The organism is Mesorhizobium sp. B2-5-13 (assembly GCF_006440535.1).
Classification (GTDB): Bacteria; Pseudomonadota; Alphaproteobacteria; order Rhizobiales; family Rhizobiaceae; genus Mesorhizobium; species Mesorhizobium salmacidum.
Map to the genome: position 1 here is coordinate 1 of NZ_VFUI01000008.1, position 23,974 is coordinate 23,974.

Consider the following 23,974-nt stretch of genomic DNA (forward strand, 5'->3'; position numbering starts at 1 on the left):
GAGTAGGGGAGTAGGGGAGTAGGGGAAAAGTGTACACTCCGGAGACTGCAAACCTACTGCCCTACTCCCGTGACTCTACATCTTGTCGATCACCGACTGGACGCCTTCCGTCGGTGAATCGACCGAGGACCCGGCTACCATGATGGCGGCGACGATAGCCTCGGGATCGTTGACGATCAGCGGCTTCACACGCTGCGCGGTGTGAATGAAGCCCTCTGCCGCCATGTGATCAAGCAACGCCGTCATCGGGTCCCAGAATCCGTTGACATTGCCGAAGACGATCGGCTTGCGGTGATGGCCAAGTTGCGCCCAGGTCATGATCTCGACGATCTCCTCGACTGTGCCGATGCCACCAGGCAGCGCCACAAAGGCGTCGGATTTCTCGAACATCTTATGTTTGCGCTCGTGCATGTTGTCGGTGATCAACAACTCGTCGAGCCGGTCAAGCGCGGTTTCGGTTGCTTCCTTGTTGATGAGGAAGCGCGGAATGATGCCCGTCACCTTGCCGCCGGCCTTGAGTGCGCCTTCGGCGACGGCGCCCATGATGCCTTTGGTGCCGCCGCCATAGACCAGCCGCAGTCCTGCCTTGGCAATTGAGCGTCCAAGCAGGTGACCGGCCTTGGCATAGATTTCATCGCGGCCCGGAGACGAGCCGCAATAGACGCAGACGGATCGAATCGTGTTCATGCCGATGATTGGTGATTGGGTCTGAAAGCGGGGTCAAGCCCCAAGGGCTGAGAAGGCCGGGCTTTTTCTTGTCGGTCGTGGCAAAACACGCTAGACCGGCGTTAGGTGGCTAAGGGGTAGGGAAATATGGCAATCAATCCACTGAAGGCGTTCCTGTTCGCGGCGGGTGGGACCGTCGCGGCCGTGGGAACCGCCTATGTATCGGGCGCGCTCGACCCGTATCTTCATCCAACGCCGCCGGCGGAAGTCGCGGCCTTGACGCCGCCCGCGGCGCCGAAGCCGGCCACGGAAGGGCGCCTGCCGGCTCCGGCGGTGCCGGCCGCTCCGGCCACAGCATCCCAGGCGACAGCTCCGTTAGCGCCCGCAACCGATGCGGCGCCTGCGGCGCCCGCGACGGCGGGTCCGATCGCCCCGACTTTCGACGTCGTTCGCGTTGAGGGCAACGGCTCGATCGTCATTGCCGGCAACGCGGCGCCCAACTCGAAGGTCGAAATCCTCAACGGCACGATGGTGATCGGCTCGACGGTGGCTGGCCCCGATGGTGCCTTTGTCATCGTGCTCGATGATCCGCTGAAGCCCGGCGACTATACAATCGCCTTGCGTTCGACGGTCGGCACGGTCGTGACCGCCTCGACGCAGACCGCCGTGGTCTCGGTGCCCGCGAATGCGGCTGGCCAGGTGCTGGCCATGGTCGAGGAGCCAGGCAAGCCGGCCGAACTGCTGACGGTCCCGGCGCCCGAGACAAAGCCTGCGCCGGCAACCGGCGACCAGGCCGCCGCTCCGGCTGCTGAAGCACCCGCGACGGTCGCTCCAGCGACCGCCGCGCCGGCGGCGACCGCGCCAGCCGTGGTTGAAGCAAAACCGGATCCGGCGGCACCGGCCGCGCCCGCGGCAGCTGTGGCCGAACCTAAGATCGTCGTCGAGGCGGTCGAGATCGAAGGCAACAAGATCTTTGTCGCCGGTCTCGCCGATCCGGGCCGCAAGGTGCGCGCCTACGCCAACGACATTCTGCTTGGCGACGCACAGACCTCGTCGGACGGCCATTTCCTGGTCGAGGCGACGCGCGACATTCCGGTCGGCAATTATACCATTCATGTGGATGGCCTCGATGCCGATGGCGTGAAGGTGGTGGCTCGCGCCGCCGTGCCCTTCGAGCGCGAGCCGGGCGAGGCGGTCGCCGCTGTTGCCCCCGCCGAGACCAAGCCCGCTGCACCTGCTGCGGAAGCACCAGCCGCTCCGGCGCCTGCTGTTGCCGCCGCTGCTCCAGCGGAGACCGCACCGGCCACCGAGGCTCCGGCCGTCGTCGCAGCAGCCACGCCGCCAAGCGAAGTGCCCGAAATCGTATGGCCCAAGCTCGAACATGCCGATGGCGCCGTCATCATCCGTCGCAACGATACACTGTGGCGGATTTCACGGAGGGTCTATGGTCACGGCACGCGCTACTCCACCATATACCTCGCCAACCAGGACCAGATCAGGAATCCGAACCGCATCTGGCCGGGGCAGGTGTTCAAAGTCCCGGAAAAGTCGAAGGAAGGCGAAGCCGCCGATTTCAAGGCGATGGGTGAACAGGCGACCACCGCGACGAAGACGGAGTAGGGAGACCGGCAATTCGGGCGATCTACCCATCGGCCTAGCTTGCCCTGTCATCGGTCATCGTCTATCGCCGATGAACGATGACAGAGTGCTTCCCCATACCAGACCACGCCGTCTCGGCACCGTCCGGCCGCATGCCGGACAGTCGCGCTGTCGCGGCGCGGTTCGCAGCACTTTCGCATCCGGCCCGGATCGAGATACTGAAGCATCTGTCCGCCAGCAATTCCTGCTGCTGCCGTGAGGTCGTCGATCATTTCGATCTGGCGCAGTCGACCATCTCACAGCATCTGAAAATCTTGGTCGAGGCCGGCCTGGTCCGGTTCGAGCCCGACCGTCAGCGATCGCGCTATGCGGTCGATCGCGCGGCACTTGCCGACGTATCGGCATCGCTGGGCGCACTCATCAATTCCTGCTGCTCCGGCCGCTGACCCTCTCACCCAAAAGGCAAGAAAAGTGGCCGAAAAAACCGTCTCCGCCGACACCTCGACACTCGCGACATTGCGCAATCTCTGGCCCTATATGTGGCCGGCCGACCGCGCCGACCTCAGGGCACGGGTGACCTGGGCGACGCTGCTGCTGGTCGTGGCCAAGGTGACGCTGGTCGCCGGTCCCTATTTCTTCAAATGGGCAACCGATGCGCTGGCGGGCGGCTTCAAAACACCCCCGCCGCTGCCGTCGTTCATGCTCGCCCCGGTGATGCTGGTCGTTGCCTATAATGTGCTGAGGCTCGTCCAACTCGGCTTCAACCAACTGCGCGATGCGCTGTTTGCCCGTGTCGGCCAGCATGCGGTGCGTCAGCTTGCCTTCCGCACCTTCGTGCACATGCATCAGCTGTCGCTGCGCTTCCACCTGGAGCGCCGCACCGGCGGCCTGTCGCGCATCATCGAGCGCGGCACCAAGGGCATTGAGACGATCGTGCGCTTCATCATGCTCAACACGGCGCCGACGATCCTCGAATTCGCGCTGACCGCCGGCATATTCGGCTTCACCTATGGCTGGAAATATGTGGCCGTCGTGGCGATCACCGTCTGCGTCTACGTTTGGTTCACCGTCAAGGCGAGCGACTGGCGCATCTCGATCCGCCGCGACATGAACGACAGCGACACCGACGCCAACACCAAGGCGATCGACTCGCTGCTCAATTTCGAGACGGTCAAGTATTTCACCAATGAGCGCATGGAGGCCGAGCGCTTCGACCGCTCGATGGCGCGTTACGAGATCGCCGCCACCAGGACCTGGACCTCGCTCGGCTGGCTGAACTTTGGCCAGGGCTTCATCTTCGGCGTCGGCACGGTCGTCGTCATGTGCATGTCGGCGCTGGAGGTGCAGGCCGGTACCCAGAGCGTCGGCGATTTCGTTTTCATCAATGCCATGCTGGTGCAGCTTTCGGTGCCGCTCAACTTCATCGGCTTCATCTACCGCGAAATCCGGCAAGGGTTGACCGACATCGAGCACATGTTCGACCTGCTCGACGTTCCGCAGGAGATCGTCGACAAGCCCAACGCCAAGCCGCTGGCCGTCAGCGCCGGCAAGGTCGAGTTCCGCGACGTCCACTTTTCCTATGATCCGAACCGCAAGATCCTGAAAGGCGTCTCCTTCGAAGTGCCGGCCGGCAAGACGGTTGCCATTGTCGGGCCGTCGGGCGCGGGCAAGTCGACCATTTCGCGGCTGCTGTTCCGCTTCTATGACGTACAGGGTGGCCAGGTGTTGATCGACGGCCAGGATATCAAGGACGTGACGCAGGACAGCCTGCGCGCGGTGCTCGGCATGGTGCCGCAGGACACGGTGCTGTTCAACGACACCATCGCCTATAACATCCGTTATGGCCGTGTCAGCGCCAGTGAGGAGGAGGTGCGCAAGGCCGCCGAACTCGCCCAGATCGGACCGTTCATCGAGAAGCTGCCCGACGGCTACAAGTCGATGGTCGGCGAGCGCGGGCTGAAGCTTTCCGGTGGCGAGAAGCAACGCGTGGCGATCGCCCGCACCATCCTGAAGGCCCCGCCGATCCTGATGCTCGACGAAGCCACTTCGGCGCTCGACAGCCACACCGAGCAGGAGATCCAGGCCGCGCTCGACCTGGTCAGCAAGGGCCGCACCACCATCGTCATAGCCCACCGCCTGTCGACGGTGATTTCGGCCGACGAGATCATCGTGCTCAAGGATGGGCAGATCGCCGAGCGCGGCACCCATGTCGAGCTGATGCGAAAGCACGGCCTCTACGCCTCGATGTGGGACCGCCAGCGCGAGGCGACCGAAGCCGAGGAGCGGCTGCGCATTGCCCGCGAAAGCGACGAACTGGGTGTCGTCGTGCGCAGGCGCACGTCGGAGATGTCGTAGCTCATAAAAAGCCGCTTGACCTCAACCTAAGTTGAGATTGTAGACCGTCGCCCGAGAGCCGAAAGACAGCATCCTCGAGGACGGAATCAAATGGATATCAGCTTTACGAATCAAGACGTTAATGGCGGCAGCGTGTTCAGGGTCGACAAGTTCGTCGTACCCGCCGATGCCCGCGACGAGATCCTCACAAAGGTGAAGACGACGCATGAGTTGCTGCGTCTGCAGCAAGGCTTCGTCCAGGACTTCCTGCTTGAGCAATTCTCCGGGCCGGGCGAGTTCAACCTCGTCACCATCGTCGAATGGGAAAGCCAGGCTGCCGTCGACAAGGTCGTGCCGATCGTCAAGGCGGCGTACGAGCGCATAGCCTTCAACCCGCAGGAGACGATCGCCCGGCTCGGAGTTCGGGCTGATATCGCCAACTATCAGCGCGTGCCTGGACTCTAACCAGGCCAACCCGCGCCAGGTGCCGGCGCTTCGATGCCGAGCACCTGGCCGGTGCGGGCGTCGCTTGTCATGTGCTCGAAGCCGCGCCACTGGGCGGCGGTGATGAACAGCGTTTTCCTGTCCGCACCGCCCAGCATGCAGGCAAAACAGCCGCGATCGGCGGCGACGGTTTGCAAGACGTCACCGCCTTCGCGCACCCGCACGCAGTGCTTGTTGGGAACGTCGGCATACCAGGCCGCCCCCTCGGCATCGAGGCAGATGCCGTCAGGGTATCCATCGAGATCGGCCCAGATGCGTCGGTTGGACAAGGAGCCGTCGGAGGCAATGTCGAAAGCGGTCAGCCTGTTGGCATGGGATTCGGCAATGATCAGCGTCTTGTTATCAGGGGTCACAGCCATGCCGTTGGCGAAGGCGATAGCGTCCGCCACTTGCCTGACCTTTCCATCCCGTGTGACCAAGACGATGGTGCCGGGGCCGAAATGCTGGCCCGCCGCCGGAGCCGGCCCGCCGCCATTGACATAGACATTGCCCCGCCCATCGACGACGATCTCGTTCCACGGGCTTTTCGAGAGGCCGCGCAGATCCGCATGATTGACGAGCGAGCCACCGGCTCCCTGCCGCAACAGCAGGCCCTCGCGGCCTGAGACAACCAGCAGACGACCATCCGGCAGCCAGTCGATGGAGTAGGGCAGGACAGCCGGAACCCTGAGCATGACTTCGCTGTTGCCGTGCGCATCGACGGCAATGATCTCGCCGGTGCCCCAGTTGCAGACCCAAAGGCGTCCGTCATGCCAACGCGGCGATTCGCCGAAGGCGAGACCGTCAACCACGACACGCGCTGGAGGAGGAGATTGGTTCTGCATGGCGAGACTCCTTGTTGCGCGACAGTCGTACCGGACGTCGCCGCCTCCCAAGGACGAGTAAGGGACGAATGTCCCGACATGATCACGGCAATTTTTATGCACCGGAATGCTGTCCACTCCTTTCTATGGCGAAGTGCGATGGATCAGGCTCTAGGTCCATTATCCCTTGTGCTGCTGATATTGTTTCATCACAATAATTCACTGAAACTTACTCGTGGCACCTAGGAAAATTTTTGGATGTTTGACTTCTTCTCGCGAAAATCCAAGAGAAGTCCCAAAATTCCCTCAGGAGTTCAATCTCCCGCTGCGGCGCATGAATCGCGCGCCGAGTCCTTGTTGCCGGTGATCGTGCCTCGGTCGACTGTGGATCAGGCGAACGAAAAGCCTTTTGAAATCGTTTTTGCTGTCCAGAAATTCATCCACAGCATTGTTTCGGAGGGGCTCTACCGCAAATCGGAGCTCAACCCGAAGGCGATGCAGGTCTCCCATGCTGATTTGTATTCGACGGAGATAGCGAACGGCGGCCATAGTCAATTCATTCATAATGCCGGCGGGGCGTTCGACACTATGGTTGCAAACGCTCGTGCCGGTCTCACGGCCATTGGAGCAAAAGGGCAGTTGGCGACTCTTGAAAAGATGTCCACCTGGGTCTCCGAACCCTGACGAGGCCGAGGAACAGACTGGCTTCGAGGGTGGCCGCGCCGATTTTCTCGACACACTTGACGATGCCTTCTACGTCGCCGACGAAGCTTCGCCGATGTGCGACCTGCTGGCGCGCTGGATCGTGTCATGGCCTGACCTTCGAGTTGTGGAAGACGAGGTCTGCGATGAAGCCATACTTCAGTTGGCAATGGCCAATCCCCGTCGCGAATCTCGGCTTCTCCACCGGTCGGTCGCCGAGCTCGTCGGCCAGATGATCAGCAAGCGCCATGTTGGCGTAGGTCTCGCTTGCGCCAATGCAGCGCCACCCGAAGTCAAGTTATCGATTGGCATGGTGAGGATGTTGGATGTCGATGGCGAGAAGCAACTGGTTTTTCAACTGCTGACCAATGCGAATGAGCCTCGCCTGTGCGTGGCTACGGAAAGCCATGCGGCTGTTTATGAATGCGGAGCTCCCGAAACACCGTCGATTGCTCGCCCAGGTGAAAATATATTAGCGGCCGGCGCGCCTCGTGTTGGCCGCAGGCTCGGGCAGGTGGACGGGCAATTGGTGGCAAAATTGATTGAGCTGGCGGAGGAGTACCACGCGCCGGTTGCCGTCGATCTCCTGTTGCGAAAGGTTGGGCTCGATCCGATGAAGGCTGTCGTATCGGCGAATTCCGTTGCCCAGCGCGAGGAAGGGCCGGTTGTGAAGTGGGTGGTGATGGCTGGTGGTCACGCTTTTCTCTTCCAGTCGTATCCGGAGCGTGGTGTGCTGCTCCGCGGCGATAACGAGGAAAGTCTGGCAGAGGCTGATCGAAATGAGCTTGAGGAGTATTTTGACCTCACGGTAGCAGCTGGCGAATAGATTGTTTGTGGCGGCTCTGCGCGATCGTCCTTGCCGATGCCGCTCTGCTCGACGGCCAGCGCGCCCGCCATCGCGGCGGAAGCTGAAGACGAACCCGCGCCGCCCATTGTCGCGTTGCGGGCAGGGGGTGTTTCCGCTATTGAGGCCGGACCTGAAACAGGGACCGCCCCATGAGCCTTGTCGACACGGTCAAGAACGCGTTCGTACCGATCCATCGCGAAGGTTATCCCTTCATCGCGGCCTTTGGCGCGGCGACGCTCTTCCTCGGCTATTTCTCCTCGATCCTGTTCTGGATCGGCCTGATCCTGACCGCCTGGTGCGTCTATTTCTTCCGCGACCCCGAGCGCGTCACGCCTGTCGACGACCGCCTGGTGGTGAGCCCCGCCGATGGCATAATCTCGGCGGTGGGGCCGGCCGTGCCACCGCGCGAGCTTGGCCTCGGCAATGTCGAGATGACCCGCATCTCCGTGTTCATGAATGTCTTTTCCTGCCACGTGAACCGCTCTCCGGTTCGCGGCCGCATCACCAAGATTGAACATCGGCCCGGAAAGTTCCTCAATGCCGAACTGGACAAGGCGAGCACCGAAAACGAGCGCAACGGCCTTGTCATCGAGAGCCCCAACGGCACGGTGGCGGCAGTCCAGATCGCCGGCCTGGTGGCGCGCCGCATTGTCTGCTGGACCGAGGCCGGCGCTTCCATCGGCACCGGCGAGCGTTTCGGCCTGATCCGTTTCGGCTCGCGCGTCGACGTATTCCTGCCTTTGGCCGCCACGCCGCGTGTTGCCGTTGGCCAGACGGCGGTCGGCGGCGAAACCGTGCTGGCCGAGTTCGGCGGCGTCGTCGGCACGCCCCTCGTGCGGATTTCCTGACGGTGGGCACGCAGTATAAAAAATTCGAAGCCCATGCCAGCGGCGGTCCGCGCATCCGCGAGATCCCGATGCGCATGGTGTTGCCCAACCTGGTCACCGTGCTCGCTATCTGCGCCGGCCTGTCCGGCATCCGCTTCGGCTTCGAGGGGCGTTTCGAGCCGGCGGTGGTGATGGTGCTGCTGGCTGCTTTCCTCGACGGCATAGACGGCCGCTTGGCGCGGATGCTGAAGGCGACCTCCAAATTCGGCGCGCAGATGGATTCGCTGGCCGACATCGTCAATTTCGGTGTCGCGCCAGCACTGGTGCTCTATGCCTTCCTGCTTGACCGTGCCGGCTCGCCGGGCTGGATCGCGGCACTGCTGTTTGCGATCGCCTGTGGGTTGCGGCTGGCGCGTTTCAACGTACTCGACGACGAGAAAGCCGAGCGCCCGATATGGCAGACCGAATATTTCGTCGGTGTGCCGGCGCCGGCGGGTGCCGTGCTGGTGATGCTGCCGCTCTACCTCTATTTCCTTCGCCTTGGGGTTGAGCCCAGCCGGCCGGCCGCCTTCGTCGCCACCGGCTTCACCATCCTGGTCGCCTTCCTGCTGGTCAGCCGGTTGCCGGTTTATTCCGGCAAGAACGTCAAGATCCCTGGCGACAGGGTGCTGCCGGTCATCCTCGCCGTCGTCCTATACGTCCTCCTGCTGATGACCTATCCCTGGTACACGCTGACGGCATCGGTCGCGGGCTACCTGATCTTCCTGCCGTTTTCCGTGCGCGCCTACTCCAAGCGCGCCAAGCTGGAAGGCGAGAAGGTGCCGCCTTCGGATATAGGTTAGGGCCGCAGGCCCCGGATCAGCAAATCGGTCCAGGCGGACGCGAAGCGTTCGTCGCTGACCTCGATCGAGCGCTGGGTCCAGATCGCTTCGAAGACGCGGAACATGGCGACGCTGCCGACGATGACGGCGGCGACCGCGTCGCTGTCATGGGAGCGCAGTTCGCCTTGGCGCTGGCGCTCCCGCAGCCATTCGGCGACTGCGTGGTAGGTGCTCTGCATGATCTCGCCACGCGCCGAGGCTTTCAATTCCGGGAAGTGCTCGAGATCGCGCCACAGGATTCTGAGCATGTCGCGATTCGCGCCGAGTTTTTCCAGCATACCCTCCACGATCCGCCGTGCCCCCTGATCGGCAGGAAGCACCTGTTCGCCCAGTTCGGCCCGTCCCTCCCGTGCCGTTCCAACAAACCGGTCGATAGCCGCGGCAAGCAGCGCTTCCTTCGAGGGAAAGTGCTTGTAGAGCGCACCCGAGCCACGCGACAGGCCGGCGGCCTCCTGAATTTCGGGAACGCTGGTCCGGTCATAGCCGCGCTCGGCGAACAGGCGGATGGCTTCGCGTAAAATGCGCTCGCGTCCTGCGGATGGCGGCCTCATGGCTATTCCTGTTCACCCGATCCTGGCGGCGGGGGTTAGCGCTCGACAACACCATCCCGGTGCGAAATCAGGGCTCGCTCACCGCGCGCTTCCACCCTGCTCGGAAAGCCATGCCTTCCATGTTCTTTCTCCCAGCCGCTCGCTGGTTTCAACCAGACCCAGGCCAAGGCTTATCTTTTGACTGACTGGCAACGGCAGAATGAGACGCCGCAGCCCGAGCGCATCGCGGTACTGTCTAGCGAATGTCGAGAACGGCATCACCTCGGGTCCGCCGATCTGCGGGCGGACGCCGCGTTCCCCATCGCTGACAGCCTGGGCCAGATAGCTGGCGACGTCGCGCGTATCGACGGGATTTGAGGGCGAGGTCGGCAGCGGCCAGACCGGCAGCCATTTCAGCCCGGTCAGCATCTGCGCCAGAAGGTAAAAGAATGGCGTCGCGCGGATGACCGACCACGAAAGCGGCGACGTCCGCACAAGCTGCTCGCCGGCCAGCTTCACGCGGCTATAGGGCAGGGTGCTGAAGTCGAGGCCGACGATCGACACGAAAATGAAATGCGAGACATCTGCGCGCTGCGATGCGGCAAGCAGCCGCCGCGTGCCCTCGACGTCGACATCGGATGGACTGGAGAAGAAATCGATCGGCCGCATACCGCGCCTGGCGATCGGCGACAGCGTCGCCGCATGGATGACCGTATCGATGCCGCCAAGGGCTTCATCGATGCCTTCGCCCATTGCGAGATCGCCGAGCGCCCATTCCACGGAGCGGTCCAGCCCAGCTTTCCTGGCCAGCAACCTGACGGCGTGCCCGGAAGCGGTCAGTGCCGGCACGAGATCGCGTCCGAGATGTCCGGTGCCGCCGGTGACGAGGATTTTTGCCATTCAGGATCTCCTTGCCGTGCAAAGGAGGTGTCATGTCGCGCCGGCTGGAAACAGGCATGCTCAGCGTCTCTTTCCGTCGTAAGTGAATACTCTCTCACCTAAGATTTGTCCATCTGAATCGCTGCGGCACGACGGCGCAATCATGGGTCGGGCGATCTCGAAAGGAGTAGTTTATTCAGCGATTGTATCAAACTCTGAACGGCTCTAAGCCGCCACGCCAAGCCCCAGCCGGTCGATCGCCAACTTCCTGGTCGATACATAATCGGTCTTGCCCGAACCGAGCACCGGGATTTCTTCGACCTTGACGATGTCGTTGGGCACCATCAGTTCGGCCGCTCCAGCCTTTTTGCCGAACTGTCGCAGCTCCTCGGCGCTTGCCTCGTCTGCGGTGGTAACCAGCACGATGCGCTCGCCGCGCCTCTTGTCCGGCACCGCTACCGCCGCATGGCGCTCTTCCGGCCAAAGCGACTGCACCAGCATCTCGACCGCGCCCAGCGACACCATCTCGCCGGCGATCTTGGCGAAGCGCTTGGCGCGACCGCGAATGGTGATGAAGCCTTCGCGGTCGACGGCGACGATGTCGCCGGTGTCGTGCCAGCCGGTCAGCGGCTGTAGCTCGCCGGGTCGGTCCGCGGTCATGTAGCCCATCATCATGTTCGGCCCGTCGAGCCACAACTGGCCGGCATCATCGATGCCTTCGACCGGCTCCAGCTTCATGCGCATGGCCGGCAGCAGCCGCCCGACCGTGCCGTCGCGGCCGTGGATCGCGGTGTTGACGGCAACCACGGGCGCCGCCTCGGTAAGCCCGAAACCTTCGATGATCTCGGCCTGGAAGCGTTCGCGATAGACGCGGCGGGTATCCTGCTTCACCTCCTCGGCGCCGGCGACGATGAAGCGCAGGCTGGAAAAATCTCCGTCCTTGGCGGTGCGGGCATAGTTGGCGAGGAACGTATCGGTGCCGAACATGATGGTCGGTTTTACCTTGCGCGCAATCTCGGGGATGATCTTGTAGTGGAGAGGCGAGGGATAGAGGAACAGCTTCACCCCGGTGACCAGCGGCAGAATGGACCCGCCCGTCAGGCCGAACGAATGGAACACCGGCAGCACGTTGAGCAGGATGTCCGCCGGCGAGATGGTGATCCGCGCCTCGGCCTGCATGGCATTGGCGAAAAGGTTCTTCTGCGACAGGACGACCGCCTTCGGCGTGCCTTCCGAACCCGAGGTGAACAGGATCACGCCCGGCTTGGCCGCATCCTGTCGCTGCAGCGGCAGACGCCACAGCAACGCGGCTGCAAGCTTGTCCAGCGCGGTGACGCTCTGGCGTACGTCTTCCAGCCACAGCAGCCTGGCGCCGCCCTTTTCGACCGCGGCGACGATATCGGCGAGATCGGCCTTCTCGACGAAAGCACGCGAAGAAACAACGGTGCGGATGACGGCCGTGCGCACCGCTGCGGTGACGCTTGCCGGCCCGGCCGTGTAATTGATCATCGCCGCCACCCGCCTCGCCGAGAGAAGGCCGACGAATGACAGCACGACACCATTGGCGTTGGGCAGCATCAGTCCAACAGCCTCTCCCGGCGCCGTCACCGCCTCGAAGCGCCTGCCCAGCACGCGGGCGCCGATGAACATCTTGCGGTAGCTCAAGGCCCCCGAGATCACATCTTCGATGATGGTGTGCGAGGCGCCGACACGGTCAGCGGCATCGCGCATGGCCAGGAACAGGCCTCGGTCGAGGTCGGTGCCGAAAAGCCGGGCTTCGGCAACCCGGTCGAACAGCGCATTGGTGTTCGAGGCCTGGTCCGGATTGCGCGCCACCAGTTCGGCGATCGTCATCGGCTCCAGAACACTGATCGACAGCCGTGGGAACCAGTGACGGGGTGCCTTTTCCTTAGGCGTCAGCGAGACCGGCAGGTTGCGTGCGCCAGCGACGAAGATCGGCACGATGCGGGCATCGGCCTGCATGGCGATGCGGGTAACGGCGCGAAACAGCCGAAACGTCTTGACGTCGGGCTCGACCGCGTCCGGCAGATAGACGGCTAGCCGGCCCTTGCCCTTCAGCACGCGTACCAGCCGGCGGCTGACGAAGACATGTTCAGCGTTGAAGGCAATGGTGCGGCCGAGTTCGCGCCATGGCTCGAGCCATGGCGAGCGCGCCGAAACCTCGTCGAGTATATGCAGCGTGTCGTCGGGCAGCAGCGACAGCATCAGCGCCGGCTCGAAGCGCGACTGGTGCGAGATGACATAGATGACCGGCACCTGCGCCCTGCGGGCGAGCCTGATGCGATTGTCGCTGATCCGGTAGGCGAGCTTGAACGGCACGTAGAGCAGCGTCTGGGTGAAGCGCAGGCCGAGGCGGAATTTCTCCATCACGCCGATCAGCAGCCAGGCCACAACCAGACCCGCAAGCAGCGCCAGTGTCAGGACCATGCCGCGTCTCTCCCAACGATTTTGTCATTGCGGCTCTTGTACGGCCGCTTCGGGAGCAGAGCCTAGCGGAAGTCGGGGCAAGGTCAATGCGGAAGGGGCGCCCTCACGCCGGCTTCAGCCGTCCGCTGATGAAACGGAACTCCTGCGTCTTGCCGCCATAGCCGTAGGCGGCTGCCGGAACCTCGTGCACGAAAGCATAGCTTTCCTGGTGCACGCCGCCCGGCAGGCGGCCAAAGGCGTCGAAGATCGCTTTGAGATACGCTTCCAGTTCGAGCTTGGTGTTGGTGCCGTCGACCACCTTGATGTCGAGCCAGAACGTGTTGGTGCCGTGCTCGGCGAGCGACTTGCCGCCGGCGAACCAGTGCTGCGGATCGAGATAGGACACGGCCACCGCGGTGATCGTCGGGTCCTTGCGCAGGTGCGCGGCGGTGATTTCGGTTATTTCCCTGGCGATCTCGGCGGACAGGGTGGCGTCTGGCTTGCCGGTGACGCTGACATTGACGATGGGCATTTTTCTTCTCCTGATTTGACCGGCGTCGGTCGCCGTTGGAGAGACCGTGCCATCATTCTAGAATCAAAAAAATCGAATTGTTTTCAACTCAAGATTCGATAATATCGAATTATGGAAACGCTCGATCCCGACCTGCTCAGAACCTTCCTTGCGTTCGTCGACAGCGGTTCGCTGGCGCGGGCGGCGGCCAGTGTCGGCCGCTCGCCGTCCGCGGTAACGGCCCAGATGCAGCGTCTGGAAGAGATTGTAGGCGAGCTGCTTCTGGCGCCGCAGGGCAGAGGTCGCGGTCTGACCCCGGCAGGCGAGGACCTCGTCGGCCATGCCAGGCGCATTCTTGCCGTCCATCGCGAGGCGTGGCTGGCGCTGAAAGGCGCACGCGCTGCCGGGCGCGTCGCCATCGGCACGACACAGGATTTCGCCGATAGCGGCCTGCCGGACCTGCTGCGTGCCTTCGCCTCCAGCCATCCGCGCGTCAGGATCGAACTGCGTGTCGGCCGCTCCGCCGAACTGGCGCAGGCGCTGCAGGCCGGCAGCCTCGATCTGGCGATCGTCATGCGCCAGACGGCGGCACCGGACGAGGTCGGGGTCCTGTGTGAGCCGATGATATGGCTGTGTTCGAGCAAGGGGCTGGCCTCGCGGCAGGAAGAATTGCCGCTGGCACTGCTTGATCCCTATTGCGGGTTTCGCGAGGCGGCACTCGCCGCGCTCGATGCAGCCGGCCGCCGCTACCGCATCGCTGCCGGCAGCGCCAGCCTGGCCGGCCTGCGTACCGCGGTGAATGCCGGCGTGGCGCTGACCTTGCGAACATCACGCTTTGCCCATTCCGGCATTGTCGAAGCACCGCGCGAGCTTGGCCTGCCGCAGGTGCCGATGGCTGAGTTCGCGATCCGGCTGCGCGCCGGCGCCGATGCGTCCGCGAGCGATCTGGCGGCGTTGCTGGGTGCCAACCTGGCTCTCTCCGGATCGCCTGGTTGAATTCAACGAGGCCACATTCCGTCATCAGCCTCTTGGCAAAGAAAAAGCCGACCTTGCGGTCGGGCCGGTCTATTGCAAAGAAAAAGCCGACCTTGCGGTCGGGCCGGTCTATTGCAAAGAAAAAGCCGACCTTGCGGTCGGCTTGGGAGTGAGACGGGCCGAGGGGTTTGGGGGGACTTGGGGGGTGGCCCATCGCAGCAACAATGTCCGAGCACCGTAATGGTTCCGTGACTTCCGAAATTTTTTAAGAAATATTTGACGACGCTTGCCGGGAGCGTGCCATCAGCCAGTCGCGGCCGGCGTGGGTAAAGACCGCGCAGAGCACGATCGCGCCGCCGACCATGCTGGCCACCGGCGGTATTTCGGCCAGGAACAGAAATGCAAACAAGATCGCGAACGGCACTTCCGCCGAGCCGAGCAGGCCGGATTCAGGCGCCGGGATAAGCCGCGAGCCTTCCGTCCACAGGACGGAAGCCAGCGCGAAGGACGCGCCGAATGCGGCAAGCAGAACCGCGTCCCTTGCTGAGACCGCCAGGGGATCGGTAACGAACCAGCCAAGTATGAACAACAGGAAGGCCGAAACCGCGCCGGCCCACACCACGGGCGTGTCGCGGAACGCGCGCACCATGATCATGTAAAGCGCGCTGCCGGCCGTCATCAGCAGCGCCAGCCCATCGCCGAACAGGTTGCCGGTGCCGAAACCCGACCAGACCATGATGGCAACCCCACACAGCGACACGGCCGCGGCCACCATCGTCTGCAGGCGGAAAGCCTCGCGCACCAGCATCCAGGCCAGCACGGCGGCAATGAAGGGCGACGTCGCGTAGATGACCGCGACATTGGCGACGAAAGTGAACTTGAATGCCGAAATGAAGGCGATGCTGGCCAGCGCGCCTTCCACCGCCAGCAGCCAGCCGCGCCAGCCGAGCCGCAGCGGCTCACGATTGCCGGCACGGTGGCGGCGCCACAGCACGTAGAGACTGATCAGAATCGCGCCGACAAAGCCGCGCCAGCAGGTGATCGTCAGCGGATCGGCATGGATCGACTTGGTCAGCACACCGGTCAGCCCGAATACAGCCGCCGAGGATGACACGAGAATGACGCCCAGCGTGCGCTCGGCGACAATGTCGGTGGTGGCTGTCACATCAGTCATACCGCAAGACTACGCCACTCCCCCTGACATCATAGCGTCAGCAATAATGAATATCACAGCCGCTTGCGGAAATGCTCGCCGCCGACGATCAGCAGGCCGGCGGCGACGATAAGGGCAGCACCCAGAAAAACCTCGCGGCGTGGCACGTCGCCCCAGATCGCGAAGCCGAGCGCGAACGCCCACAACAGTGAGGTGTATTCGAGTGTCGCCAGGATCGATGCCGGCGAGCGCTTCATGCCTTCGAAGAGAAGATATTGCGCCAGGCCGCCGAGTGCAGCGACGCTGGCAAGAAGCAGCAATTGCGCCGGGTCCGGCGTATGCCACCACAACAAAGCCGGCACCGCCGAAAACACCAGGAAATAGAAATTGTTGAGGAGGAGCTGGATCATCGAGCGCTCGGCAAGTGCCGTCTTGCGCAGGAGCACGATGGCGATGCCCCACAGGCAGGCAGCCGTCAGCACCAGCAACACGGGTACCGAAAGGCCGAGATGGGCGGGATCGCAGGCGACAAAGACACCGGCAAAGCCGATCAGAACCGCCAGCCAGCGCAGGACAGGCACCTTTTCGCCGAGCAGGACCACCGAAAGCACGGTGACGATGATCGGGGCCGCGTAATAGACGGTGGTCAGTTCGGCGAGTTGCAGGCTGCGGGCCGCATTGTAATAACAAAGCCATGCGGCAAGCGTGAAGGCACTGCGAACCAGCATCCGCCGCACGATCGGCGATCGCACCGTATCGGCGAACAACTGCCGCCCGCCTATGGCCGGGCAGGCGCCGAGAATGGTGATGCTGCGGAAGAATAGGATCTGCCAGACAGTCATGCTGGTAACCAGCAGCTTGATCGAGGCATCCTGCGTCGAAAACAGCAAGTAGGCGGCGCCGGTCAAAAAGATGCCGGCGAGAACCCTTTCGCGTGTATCGAGAATGGCGATATCGGCCATAAGGCGTGAGCCTGCTTGAGTGAAGGCGGCTCCAGCCCCTGTCGGCCCCGCACCTGCCAGCTATACTGGCGAAATCCGCACGGCGCTGCTCCAGCGCAGGGCTTGCGTTTGGTGCAGGGGAGGGCAGCGCTAAATACAGCCTGTCCCGGATGCCGCTTCTGGCGCGGCTCGGCTGATTGGTTTAGCATCGTCTCATAAAGCGGGGGCCGAAGGGCAGGCGCGCAGAACGCCGGGGAACGGACAGGGAATTGGCGCTCAGCCCATGCTGGATGTAGCATGTGCAGGTCCGGCCTGACGGGCCGCCTCTGACAGAGCGGATTTTGGGGAGAGGGCCGATGCAGAAACTGCAGTCGCAAGGCGTCCATCACATCACGCTGGTCGGTGCCGGCCGCCAGACCTCGATCGATTTCTGGGAAGGTGTGCTGGGCATGCCTTTCATCTTCGAGCAGCCCAACCTCGACAAGCCGACCGAAAGCCATCTGTATTTCGATCCGGGCGACGGCCGGCTGATCACCATCTTCACCGACGAGACCCGGACGGCTGTGAAGCGCCGCACGCCGACCGATCCGGGCTGCGTTCATCACATCGCCTTTGCGGTGTCGCGCGTCACCTTCCTGCAGGCGGTCGCCCGGCTCGACGAGCGCGCCATCAAGCACAGCGGCGTCAAGGATCGTGGCTTCATGGATTCGATCTATTTCGAGGATCCGCTCGGCCTGCTGATCGAGCTTGCCTCCTACCGTTTCGAGCCGCCTGCCGGCTTCACCCATGCCGACGTGCTGATGGAGGCGCATAGGCTTCGTGTCGCGCGTGGCGACTACAACATCGCCGAAGTGCACCTGGCTGACGCCATCCAGGCGCTGGTGGAACGCGTGCGCGCGACATTGTCGGCCGACCGGGCACCCAAAAATCCATATTGAAGGCTGAACAGGCAAGGGAGGAATACGTGGCAAAGACAGTGACGAAGAGCGCAAGGAAACCGGCGGCCAAACCAGCGTCAAAAGCCGCAGCGAAGCCTGCAGCAAAAGCTGCGGCCAAACCCGCGGCCAAGACGGTGTCAAAGGCAGCCGCCGGCAAGGCCACGGCCAAGGCGAAACCGGCAAAGAAACCAACACTGACAATCAGCATGCTGAAGCCGAGCGTCAACAACATGACCGTTCGCGTTTTTGCCCGTGCTGCCGGGCTCGACCATGCGGAGGCCGATGCGTGGGGGCAGACGCGCTCGCCGGAATACATGGCGCGCAATCCGGCCCATCTGACGCCGATGATCGAGGAGAAGGGCCTGCCGCGCGGCGTGCTTTGGGAGAGCTGCGCCATCATGCAATATCTTTCCAACAAACATGGACTGGAGAAATTCTACCCCAAGGCGCCAGCCAAGCGGGCGATGATAGACAGCGCCATGTTCTATCTGATCGGCACGCTCTATCCCTATGTGGCGCGCGCCACCTATCCGGCGCTCGGCTTCCCGCAATATGCCGGCGAGGTCGGGCACAGCGACGCCCACCCGGACAGGAAATCGGAGGCGCAGAAGGCCGCGGTCGCCGCCATTGCCGAACCGCTCGAGGTCTTCCACTCCTTCTTCCGCGACGGCAAGCCGTTCATCGGCGGCAAGAGCCCGTCGATCGCCGACATCCGCCTTGCGGCGACCCTCGAGTTCCTCGCCGTCATCGACTACGCCCTGCCCAAATGGGCGAAGGAATACATGGCGGCAATGGAGAAGAAGCTCGGCAAGGCCTATGCCGGCTCGGCCGGCGACGTGCGCGGCTACATCGCCCATGTGAGATCGCAAGCCCAGGCGTGATTCCAACCAGTCGATGGGGCGACGATCTGCGGAGGCGGCCGCAGGACTGATTTCGCCGGTGGCGTCGTGATTCCCCGCCAGCTTGAAGTTGGCGGGGCTTGCGTTAGTCTGGGCGCGCATGCAGTCGAATTTTTCTCTCGACCGGCTTGGACGCTGGAGCGGTGGCGTGGTCGCCGCGGCCCTGGCGGCAACGCCCGAAGACTTGTCGGCCCGCTTCAGCGCGGCGGCAAGCATGCTGCTTGGCTCGGATCGCGCCTATGTCGGTTTCTATCGTCGCGACATAACGTCCCTGACAATCGACGAGGCCGGACCCGATCACTGGAACCGCGACTATGATGCGCGCATCTATCGCCAGGATCCCTTCTTCCAGAGGTTCGCCAGCACCAGACAGGATTTCCTGCTGCCGTTGTCGGCTCTCAGCCACGGCGATTTCCAGCGCACGCCGTATTATCGCGAATTCTACGGGCCGTCCGGCAGCTTCGATGAAATAACCGGCGTGTTCAACCTCGACGGACTGACCGCCGGCTATGTGACCTTTCTGCGCCGCGATGGCGCGCCGCGTTTTGGCGAGCATGATCTGGCGGTGGCCGGCGCGGCGAGCAGCGCCACAAAGCTTATTCTGCAAAGGCTGCTTCATTTGTGCCGTCTTCGGGACAAGGGGGCCGCAATCGAAGCCGCAGGGTCACACCTCAGCGCCCGGGAAAGGCAGATCGCACGGCTCCTGATCGAGGGCGGCAGCGCCAAGACGATTTCGCGAAACCTGTCGATTTCACCCGGCACCGTGCGCAACCACATCAAACAGATCTACCGCAAGCTCGGTGTGCACTCCCAGGTCGAGTTGCTGGCCGCCGGCTGGGAGGCCCCGCGCGACTGACGGTTTCGTTCGCCAGCTTCACTGCCCCGTCACGACGCGTGTCCACATGCGGTTCTGCAGTCGCAGCAACTTTGCGTCGTTGTTCTCGGCCACGAACAGCTTGGCTTTTACGTCATCGGGCGGGAAAACGCCGGGATCCTTGGCTACAGCCTGATCCATCAGCGGCAGGGATTCCGGAATCGCATTGGCGTAGGAAACATAACTGGAATTGGCCGCTGCGATATCGGCCGCAAATTGAAATCGATCCAGGCCTCGGCATTCTCCGGATGTGGCGCATCCTTTGGCACCGCCATCGTGTCGAAGTTTATCAGCGTGCCTTCCCTGGGAATGGAATAAGCAATTTCCAGCTTCTTGGCGGATTCCGCCGCACGGGTCTTGGCCTGCAATATGTCGCCCGACCAGCCCAGCACGACACAGATGTCGCCATTCGCCAGATCGTTGATGTATTTCGACGAGTGGAAGTAACGGATATAGGGCCGCACCTTGCCCATCAGCTCTTCGACCTTGGCGAGGTCGTCCGGACTGGTCGACCTGGGGTCGATGTGCAGGTAGTTCATAGCCATCGGAATGATCTCCGCCGGGGCATCGATCATGGCGACGCCGCAATCGGAGAATTTCTTGACGACGTCGGCGTCGAAGACCATGGCGAAGGAATCTGTCGGCGCGTCCGGCATCCGTTGCTTGATGGCAGCAACATTGTAGCCGATGCCATCCGTGACGGCCATGTAAGGCACGGCGTGCAGATTCTGCGGATCCGCGCCCGCGATCAGCGACAAGGCTTGCGGATCGATCTTCGAGTGGTTTGAAAGCTTCGATCTATCGAGCTGCAGGAAAACGCCAGCCTTCACCTGATTCTTCAGGAATGGAAAGGCCGAGGGATAGACCACGTCATATCCTGAGCCGCCGGTGAGCAGTTTCGTTTCAAGGACCTCGTTGCCGTCATAGACATCGTAGCGGACCTTGATACCTGTCTCCTTCTCGAATTTCTCAGCCGTGTCCGGCGCGATATAGTCGGACCAGTTGTAGACGTTGACCACCTTCTCATCGTCCGCCCGGGCGACGCCGAAGCTGATGCCGCAGGCAAGCGCGGCGGTCAGGATTGGGAAGAGCAGAGCGCGCATGAGTATCTCCTTTTGCCTGGCGGGCCGATGCGGCGCACCGTTCTGATTTCACTTCGGCACGCTTGCCGCTCAACGCCGTTGCGGCGCGTAAACCGGTAAGGTGATACAGGCGACGTTGCCGCCGCCGAGCAGGATTTCGCGGGAGTTCTCGATGCCGACCACCTTGTGGTCGGGAAACAGCGTGGCCAGTTGTTGCTTTGCCTTGCGATCGAGATCGCAGCCGAACTCAGGCACGACCACAACGCTGTTGCCTGGATAATAGTTGATGTAACTCGCCGCGATCCGGTTGCCGGCCGGCCGTGCCCAGGTCGAATCGACCCGGTCCACGCTCTCGCTCTCCTCCATCGTCATTTCGATCGGTAGGGGGTGAGGAAGCCGATGAACCTCAAGACCACGGCCACGCGCATCACGGGCCGAACACAGCACCTCCTCGGCTTCGCGCACGATCTCATATTGCGGGTCGTCCCGGTCTTCGGTCCAGCTTAGCGCGACCACGCCAGGGCGCACGAAGCAGCAGAGGTCGTCGACATGGCCATCCGTCTCGTCGAAGGCAAAACCGCGCGGCAGCCAGATGATTTTGTCGACGCCGAGATAGTCGCCAAGCTGCTGTTCCACCTTCGCCTTTCCCAGATGGGCATTACGATTGCGATTGAGCAGGCACTGCTCGGTCGTGATGAGCGTTCCCTTGCCATCGCATTGCAGTCCGCCACCCTCCGCGACCAGCGGCGCGCGGTAGCGGTCCATCCTCTCAACCTCGAGGACCTTTTGCGCCGCGAGGTCGTCCAGGTCCCATGGCGAGTAGAGCCCGCCGTCGAAACCGCCATAGCCGTTGAAGACCCAATCGACGCCGCGAACGCTGCCTCGATCATTGACGACGAAATTGGGGCCGCTGTCGCGTAGCCAGGAATCGTTGGTGGACATTTCCACGACGCGCACGTCGGCAGGCAATCGCGCTCTGGCATTCCGCCACTGGCGGCTGGATGCCGCCACGGTCACCGGCTCGCTTTGTGCGATCGCCGCCGCGACATTGGCGAACAGCTTCTGCGCGGGCTTGGCACCCAGACGCCATGTGTCCGGCCGTTCTGGCCAGATCAGCCAACAGCCTGATTTGGGTTCGAATTCGCCAGGGGCGCGAAAACCATCCTGTCTCGGTGTGGTCGAGAGCGTATGTGACATTGTGGGACTACCGGAAAATGGGACGACGAAACTTTTTCCGGATCAGATGGTTTTAGGGCCTTGTTCGTCAATGTCCCATTTGGGATACCTTGATCACTGCGCTAGCAACTGGCCTGCGTTCGGCTGGGGCGAGCACCATTGGTGCCGGGCCTTGGTTGCCCGTAAGTTCGATGTCTCAGTCGTTTACTGCGTCGCCTGGTAAAGTTCCGAAGCGGCCTCTTTCAGCGCGCGCCGGCCGTCCGGCTTGAGATACATCATGTGCCCACCTTCAACGACGTCGAGGCGGATCGGCCTGGCGCCGGCGAGCGACGGGATCTGGCCGACCAGATAACGTGACGCCAGATAAGGAGTGACGAGATCGGTGTAGCCATTGACGATGACGACGCCCAGCGCGGGATTCAGAGAGCGCGCTCGCTGCAAATCGTCCATCACACCGGCATAGCCCTGGCGCGAGGTGCTCGTGCCATAGTCCCAGTTGTGGCTGATATCACCGTTCAGCAAGCGGTAGCTGACATCGGTGCGAAAGTTCAGTTCGTCGCGCGCGTAACCGACAAAGGCCGAGGTCAGCGCCGGCACACTGCGGTCCAGCACCGGATCGGGACCGGCGATGCGGGCGCTCTGGGGAGCGATGTCCGCCGTCGCGATCATGCCGTCATAGGGGCTGAGCACCTTGCCCGTGGCACGGGCAAACTCCCTTGCGAAGAGCGAGGTCGGGACGCGGGCGAAGTTGCGGTGAACGAGGTCGGGTGGCAGGCCGGTGATCTCGGCCACGCGATCGCTCGCCAGCCGCCCGCCTTGCTCCAGCCCGCTGGTGAGCGCGGTGAGGTACTCGCCAAGTGCATAATGCTCGACCTCGGCGAGCTTTTTCCGCAGTGTATCGCCGTTGACACCTTCACTGCGCAAGCGGACCGCCGCGAGCGAGGGTAGTTCGAGAGCCCAATGCAGCGGCTCGAATTCGTCGGGCTGCACCAGGGTGAATTCCAGCGCCGGTGAGATCAGCACGACGCCGCTCGGGCTGATGCCGATATCTTCCTGCAGTGTCCTGGCAAGCAGTGCCGCCCGGAACCCGCCATAGCTCTCACCGGCGAGGAACAGCGGGGATCCCGTGCGGCCGCTTTGGGCGAGATAGAGCCGGATAAAGGCACCGATCGAACTGGCGTCCTGGCTGACGCCCCAGAAGTCGTGCGTGTCCTGGCCAGGAGCCTCGCGACTGTAGCCGGTTCCCACCGGGTCGACGAAGACGAGGTCGGTCATGTCGAGCCAGCTGTCGGAATTATCGACGAGCTTTTGCGGCGAAGGGAGGAATTCCCCGTCGGCTCCGGTTGCCACGATGCGCGGTCCGAGCGCGCCGAGATGCAGATAGGCTGATGCGGCGCCCGGGCCGCCGTTGAACACGAAGGTGATCGGCCGCGGTGCTTCCGTCGCGACGCTCTCCCGCCGTTTCAGCGTATAGGCAACATAGAAGATTTCCGCTGTGACCTCGCCCTTGCCGGAGAGCAGCGGGAGCGTGCCGGCCTTTGCCTGGTACTGCAGGCTGCGCCCGCCAATGCTGATCGAATGGTCGGTGATCGCGGGCGGCGGCAGCAGCGACAGCACGCCGCCTGCGGGCGCCGGCCGCTCTGGCGTTTCAGCCAGAACAGGCTGCGCGAAGCCGGCAAGCATGAAGAGGACAAGGGGGACGAGTTTCAGCTTGGAACGCATGAGGCCTCCGCGGGAACGACACCCGCATAGGTATGGCCGAGGCGAATGAAGTCAAAGGGAATACAGGACGGCGAGCCTCCTGCTGTCCCGCCGACACCAGTTCCTGATAGCTTGGGACGTCCTGCTCGGATTTGCTCACACGTCTTGCCCGGCCGTGCTATCAAGGCAGAAAGCCGTTCGGAAGGAACGAAAATGGACGCAACCGAGCTCAAGGCCATGCAGGCGCCGCTGAAGCAGGCCTACCGCGACGACGCCGCGCAAGCACTGATCACGCTGAGGGCAAAGGGCTCGATCGACGAACAGTCGGTGGCCTGCAAGGTGGAGACGGGCAGGGCGTTGGCAATCGCCGGCCTTCATCCCGCAACAGGCGGCTCGGGGCTCGAACTGTGCTCCGGCGACATGCTGCTCGAGGCGCTGGTGGCGTGCGCCGGGGTGACGCTGAAGGCGGTGGCCACGGCGCTCGAGTTCAAGCTCGGCGCCGCGACCGTTGAAGCCGAAGGCGACCTTGATTTTCGCGGCACACTCGGCGTCGCCAAGGACGCGCCGGTAGGCTTTCGCGCCATCCGGCTCAATTTCAGTCTCGACACGCCGGAACCGCAGGAGCGCATAGATTCGCTGCTGAAGCTGACCGAGCGCTATTGCGTGGTGTTCCAGACCATCAACCAGAAGCCGGAACTGACGGTGAGCGCGCGGTGATGAATCAC

Annotated in this window: 25 protein-coding genes; 13 read left to right on the plus strand and 12 right to left on the minus strand. The window is 63.0% G+C overall.

The window, feature by feature from the left end:
• Window positions 1–75: 75 nt before the first annotated feature.
• Window positions 76–687 carry a TIGR00730 family Rossman fold protein gene (locus FJ434_RS15160; protein WP_140718533.1) on the minus strand — a complete coding sequence of 204 codons (612 nt, stop codon included), beginning with the start codon at window positions 685–687 and terminating at the stop codon, window positions 76–78.
• 126 nt (window positions 688–813) lie between these two features.
• Between FJ434_RS15160 and FJ434_RS15165 the strand changes: the two genes are divergently transcribed.
• From FJ434_RS15165 to FJ434_RS15180, 4 genes are all read left to right on the plus strand, one after another.
• Window positions 814–2,286: a LysM peptidoglycan-binding domain-containing protein gene (locus FJ434_RS15165; protein ID WP_140749405.1), complete on the plus strand. Its 1,473-nt coding sequence runs from the start codon at window positions 814–816 to the stop codon at window positions 2,284–2,286.
• A 77-nt stretch (window positions 2,287–2,363) separates the two neighbouring features.
• Window positions 2,364–2,711 carry a metalloregulator ArsR/SmtB family transcription factor gene (locus FJ434_RS15170; protein WP_181165971.1) on the plus strand — a complete coding sequence of 116 codons (348 nt, stop codon included), beginning with the start codon at window positions 2,364–2,366 and terminating at the stop codon, window positions 2,709–2,711.
• Between the two features lie 25 nt (window positions 2,712–2,736).
• Entirely contained in the window at window positions 2,737–4,620 is a 1,884-nt protein-coding gene (locus FJ434_RS15175; protein WP_140749402.1) for an ABC transporter ATP-binding protein/permease, read from the plus strand.
• A gap of 90 nt (window positions 4,621–4,710) precedes the next feature.
• Entirely contained in the window at window positions 4,711–5,064 is a 354-nt protein-coding gene (locus tag FJ434_RS15180) for an antibiotic biosynthesis monooxygenase (protein ID WP_181165970.1), read from the plus strand.
• On the opposite strand, the gene FJ434_RS15185 is transcribed toward FJ434_RS15180, so the two are convergent.
• Window positions 5,061–5,927: an SMP-30/gluconolactonase/LRE family protein gene (locus tag FJ434_RS15185; protein WP_140749399.1), complete on the minus strand. Its 867-nt coding sequence runs from the start codon at window positions 5,925–5,927 to the stop codon at window positions 5,061–5,063. The genes FJ434_RS15180 and FJ434_RS15185 overlap by 4 nt on opposite strands.
• A 237-nt stretch (window positions 5,928–6,164) precedes the next feature.
• On the opposite strand from FJ434_RS15185, the gene FJ434_RS15190 reads away from it, so the two are divergent.
• From FJ434_RS15190 to FJ434_RS15205, 4 genes are all read left to right on the plus strand, one after another.
• Window positions 6,165–6,590, plus strand: coding sequence for a DUF4375 domain-containing protein (locus tag FJ434_RS15190; RefSeq protein ID WP_140505935.1), 426 nt, complete (start codon window positions 6,165–6,167; stop codon window positions 6,588–6,590).
• Window positions 6,556–7,434, plus strand: coding sequence for a hypothetical protein (locus tag FJ434_RS15195; RefSeq protein ID WP_140749396.1), 879 nt, complete (start codon window positions 6,556–6,558; stop codon window positions 7,432–7,434). The genes FJ434_RS15190 and FJ434_RS15195 overlap by 35 nt, the downstream gene beginning before the upstream one ends.
• A 170-nt stretch (window positions 7,435–7,604) precedes the next feature.
• A complete protein-coding gene (locus FJ434_RS15200; RefSeq protein ID WP_140505931.1) occupies window positions 7,605–8,303 on the plus strand; it encodes a phosphatidylserine decarboxylase in 699 nt (232 codons plus the stop codon).
• A gap of 2 nt (window positions 8,304–8,305) precedes the next feature.
• Complete coding sequence (locus tag FJ434_RS15205) at window positions 8,306–9,124, plus strand: phosphatidylcholine/phosphatidylserine synthase (protein WP_027144146.1); 819 nt, start codon at window positions 8,306–8,308, stop codon at window positions 9,122–9,124.
• On the opposite strand, the gene FJ434_RS15210 is transcribed toward FJ434_RS15205, so the two are convergent.
• From FJ434_RS15210 to FJ434_RS15225, 4 genes are all read right to left on the minus strand, one after another.
• On the minus strand, window positions 9,121–9,714 hold the full coding sequence (locus FJ434_RS15210; protein ID WP_140718538.1) for a TetR/AcrR family transcriptional regulator: 594 nt from the start codon (window positions 9,712–9,714) through the stop codon (window positions 9,121–9,123). The genes FJ434_RS15205 and FJ434_RS15210 overlap by 4 nt on opposite strands.
• A 78-nt stretch (window positions 9,715–9,792) precedes the next feature.
• A complete protein-coding gene (locus FJ434_RS15215; RefSeq protein WP_140749390.1) occupies window positions 9,793–10,593 on the minus strand; it encodes an NAD(P)H-binding protein in 801 nt (266 codons plus the stop codon).
• A gap of 204 nt (window positions 10,594–10,797) precedes the next feature.
• Window positions 10,798–13,020, minus strand: coding sequence for an AMP-binding protein (locus FJ434_RS15220; protein ID WP_140749387.1), 2,223 nt, complete (start codon window positions 13,018–13,020; stop codon window positions 10,798–10,800).
• Window positions 13,021–13,123: 103 nt separating this feature from the next.
• The gene (locus FJ434_RS15225) at window positions 13,124–13,531 is read right to left on the minus strand and encodes a 4-oxalocrotonate tautomerase family protein (RefSeq protein WP_140749384.1); all 408 of its coding nucleotides are present in this window, start codon (window positions 13,529–13,531) and stop codon (window positions 13,124–13,126) included.
• Between the two features lie 111 nt (window positions 13,532–13,642).
• On the opposite strand from FJ434_RS15225, the gene FJ434_RS15230 reads away from it, so the two are divergent.
• The gene (locus tag FJ434_RS15230) at window positions 13,643–14,506 is read left to right on the plus strand and encodes a LysR substrate-binding domain-containing protein (RefSeq protein WP_140749381.1); all 864 of its coding nucleotides are present in this window, start codon (window positions 13,643–13,645) and stop codon (window positions 14,504–14,506) included.
• Window positions 14,507–14,750: 244 nt separating this feature from the next.
• Here FJ434_RS15230 and FJ434_RS15235 read toward each other — a convergent pair whose 3' ends face one another.
• Together FJ434_RS15235 and FJ434_RS15240 are read right to left on the minus strand one after the other, a co-directional pair.
• Window positions 14,751–15,659 (minus strand): DMT family transporter, encoded by a 909-nt coding sequence (locus FJ434_RS15235; protein WP_140749378.1) that lies wholly within the window; start codon window positions 15,657–15,659, stop codon window positions 14,751–14,753.
• A gap of 53 nt (window positions 15,660–15,712) precedes the next feature.
• On the minus strand, window positions 15,713–16,600 hold the full coding sequence (locus FJ434_RS15240; protein ID WP_140749375.1) for a DMT family transporter: 888 nt from the start codon (window positions 16,598–16,600) through the stop codon (window positions 15,713–15,715).
• Between the two features lie 335 nt (window positions 16,601–16,935).
• On the opposite strand from FJ434_RS15240, the gene FJ434_RS15245 reads away from it, so the two are divergent.
• The 3 genes from FJ434_RS15245 (at window position 16,936) to FJ434_RS15255 (ending at window position 19,272) form a co-directional block, all read left to right on the plus strand.
• The gene (locus FJ434_RS15245) at window positions 16,936–17,517 is read left to right on the plus strand and encodes a VOC family protein (protein ID WP_140714006.1); all 582 of its coding nucleotides are present in this window, start codon (window positions 16,936–16,938) and stop codon (window positions 17,515–17,517) included.
• A gap of 26 nt (window positions 17,518–17,543) precedes the next feature.
• A complete protein-coding gene (locus tag FJ434_RS15250) occupies window positions 17,544–18,398 on the plus strand; it encodes a glutathione S-transferase family protein (protein ID WP_140749372.1) in 855 nt (284 codons plus the stop codon).
• 118 nt (window positions 18,399–18,516) lie between these two features.
• A complete protein-coding gene (locus FJ434_RS15255) occupies window positions 18,517–19,272 on the plus strand; it encodes a LuxR C-terminal-related transcriptional regulator (RefSeq protein ID WP_140509823.1) in 756 nt (251 codons plus the stop codon).
• Between the two features lie 18 nt (window positions 19,273–19,290).
• Here the strand turns inward: FJ434_RS15255 and FJ434_RS30230 are convergent, their stop codons facing one another.
• The 4 genes from FJ434_RS30230 to FJ434_RS15270 form a co-directional block, all read right to left on the minus strand.
• Complete coding sequence (locus FJ434_RS30230; RefSeq protein ID WP_246678309.1) at window positions 19,291–19,431, minus strand: hypothetical protein; 141 nt, start codon at window positions 19,429–19,431, stop codon at window positions 19,291–19,293.
• Window positions 19,431–20,393 carry an extracellular solute-binding protein gene (locus tag FJ434_RS15260; protein WP_246678308.1) on the minus strand — a complete coding sequence of 321 codons (963 nt, stop codon included), beginning with the start codon at window positions 20,391–20,393 and terminating at the stop codon, window positions 19,431–19,433. Before FJ434_RS15260 ends, FJ434_RS30230 begins: the two co-directional genes overlap by 1 nt.
• A 69-nt stretch (window positions 20,394–20,462) precedes the next feature.
• Window positions 20,463–21,569, minus strand: a complete 1,107-nt coding sequence (gene aguA, locus FJ434_RS15265; RefSeq protein WP_140749369.1) for an agmatine deiminase — start codon at window positions 21,567–21,569, stop codon at window positions 20,463–20,465.
• 183 nt (window positions 21,570–21,752) lie between these two features.
• On the minus strand, window positions 21,753–23,270 hold the full coding sequence (locus tag FJ434_RS15270) for an alpha/beta hydrolase (RefSeq protein WP_140749366.1): 1,518 nt from the start codon (window positions 23,268–23,270) through the stop codon (window positions 21,753–21,755).
• A gap of 192 nt (window positions 23,271–23,462) precedes the next feature.
• Here FJ434_RS15270 and FJ434_RS15275 point away from each other — a divergent pair, with 192 nt between their 5' ends.
• A complete protein-coding gene (locus tag FJ434_RS15275; protein WP_140509830.1) occupies window positions 23,463–23,966 on the plus strand; it encodes an OsmC family protein in 504 nt (167 codons plus the stop codon).
• Window positions 23,967–23,974 lie beyond the last annotated feature (8 nt).

Excerpts from the sequence above, each read along its gene's own strand:
- FJ434_RS15160 (WP_140718533.1), bottom strand. The coding sequence starts at position 687 with ATGAACACGATTCGATCCGTCTGCGTCTATTGCGGCTCGTCTCCGGGC.
- FJ434_RS15165 (WP_140749405.1), top strand. The coding sequence starts at position 814 with ATGGCAATCAATCCACTGAAGGCGTTCCTGTTCGCGGCGGGTGGGACC.
- FJ434_RS15170 (WP_181165971.1), top strand. The coding sequence starts at position 2,364 with ATGACAGAGTGCTTCCCCATACCAGACCACGCCGTCTCGGCACCGTCC.
- FJ434_RS15180 (WP_181165970.1), top strand. The coding sequence starts at position 4,711 with ATGGATATCAGCTTTACGAATCAAGACGTTAATGGCGGCAGCGTGTTC.
- FJ434_RS15185 (WP_140749399.1), bottom strand. The coding sequence starts at position 5,927 with ATGCAGAACCAATCTCCTCCTCCAGCGCGTGTCGTGGTTGACGGTCTC.
- FJ434_RS15190 (WP_140505935.1), top strand. The coding sequence starts at position 6,165 with ATGTTTGACTTCTTCTCGCGAAAATCCAAGAGAAGTCCCAAAATTCCC.
- FJ434_RS15200 (WP_140505931.1), top strand. The coding sequence starts at position 7,605 with ATGAGCCTTGTCGACACGGTCAAGAACGCGTTCGTACCGATCCATCGC.
- FJ434_RS15210 (WP_140718538.1), bottom strand. The coding sequence starts at position 9,714 with ATGAGGCCGCCATCCGCAGGACGCGAGCGCATTTTACGCGAAGCCATC.
- FJ434_RS15215 (WP_140749390.1), bottom strand. The coding sequence starts at position 10,593 with ATGGCAAAAATCCTCGTCACCGGCGGCACCGGACATCTCGGACGCGAT.
- FJ434_RS15220 (WP_140749387.1), bottom strand. The coding sequence starts at position 13,020 with ATGGTCCTGACACTGGCGCTGCTTGCGGGTCTGGTTGTGGCCTGGCTG.
- FJ434_RS15225 (WP_140749384.1), bottom strand. The coding sequence starts at position 13,531 with ATGCCCATCGTCAATGTCAGCGTCACCGGCAAGCCAGACGCCACCCTG.
- FJ434_RS15230 (WP_140749381.1), top strand. The coding sequence starts at position 13,643 with ATGGAAACGCTCGATCCCGACCTGCTCAGAACCTTCCTTGCGTTCGTC.
- FJ434_RS15235 (WP_140749378.1), bottom strand. The coding sequence starts at position 15,659 with ATGACTGATGTGACAGCCACCACCGACATTGTCGCCGAGCGCACGCTG.
- FJ434_RS15240 (WP_140749375.1), bottom strand. The coding sequence starts at position 16,600 with ATGGCCGATATCGCCATTCTCGATACACGCGAAAGGGTTCTCGCCGGC.
- FJ434_RS15245 (WP_140714006.1), top strand. The coding sequence starts at position 16,936 with ATGCAGAAACTGCAGTCGCAAGGCGTCCATCACATCACGCTGGTCGGT.
- FJ434_RS15255 (WP_140509823.1), top strand. The coding sequence starts at position 18,517 with ATGCAGTCGAATTTTTCTCTCGACCGGCTTGGACGCTGGAGCGGTGGC.
- FJ434_RS30230 (WP_246678309.1), bottom strand. The coding sequence starts at position 19,431 with ATGGATCAGGCTGTAGCCAAGGATCCCGGCGTTTTCCCGCCCGATGAC.
- FJ434_RS15260 (WP_246678308.1), bottom strand. The coding sequence starts at position 20,393 with ATGCGCGCTCTGCTCTTCCCAATCCTGACCGCCGCGCTTGCCTGCGGC.
- aguA (WP_140749369.1), bottom strand. The coding sequence starts at position 21,569 with ATGTCACATACGCTCTCGACCACACCGAGACAGGATGGTTTTCGCGCC.
- FJ434_RS15270 (WP_140749366.1), bottom strand. The coding sequence starts at position 23,270 with ATGCGTTCCAAGCTGAAACTCGTCCCCCTTGTCCTCTTCATGCTTGCC.
- FJ434_RS15275 (WP_140509830.1), top strand. The coding sequence starts at position 23,463 with ATGGACGCAACCGAGCTCAAGGCCATGCAGGCGCCGCTGAAGCAGGCC.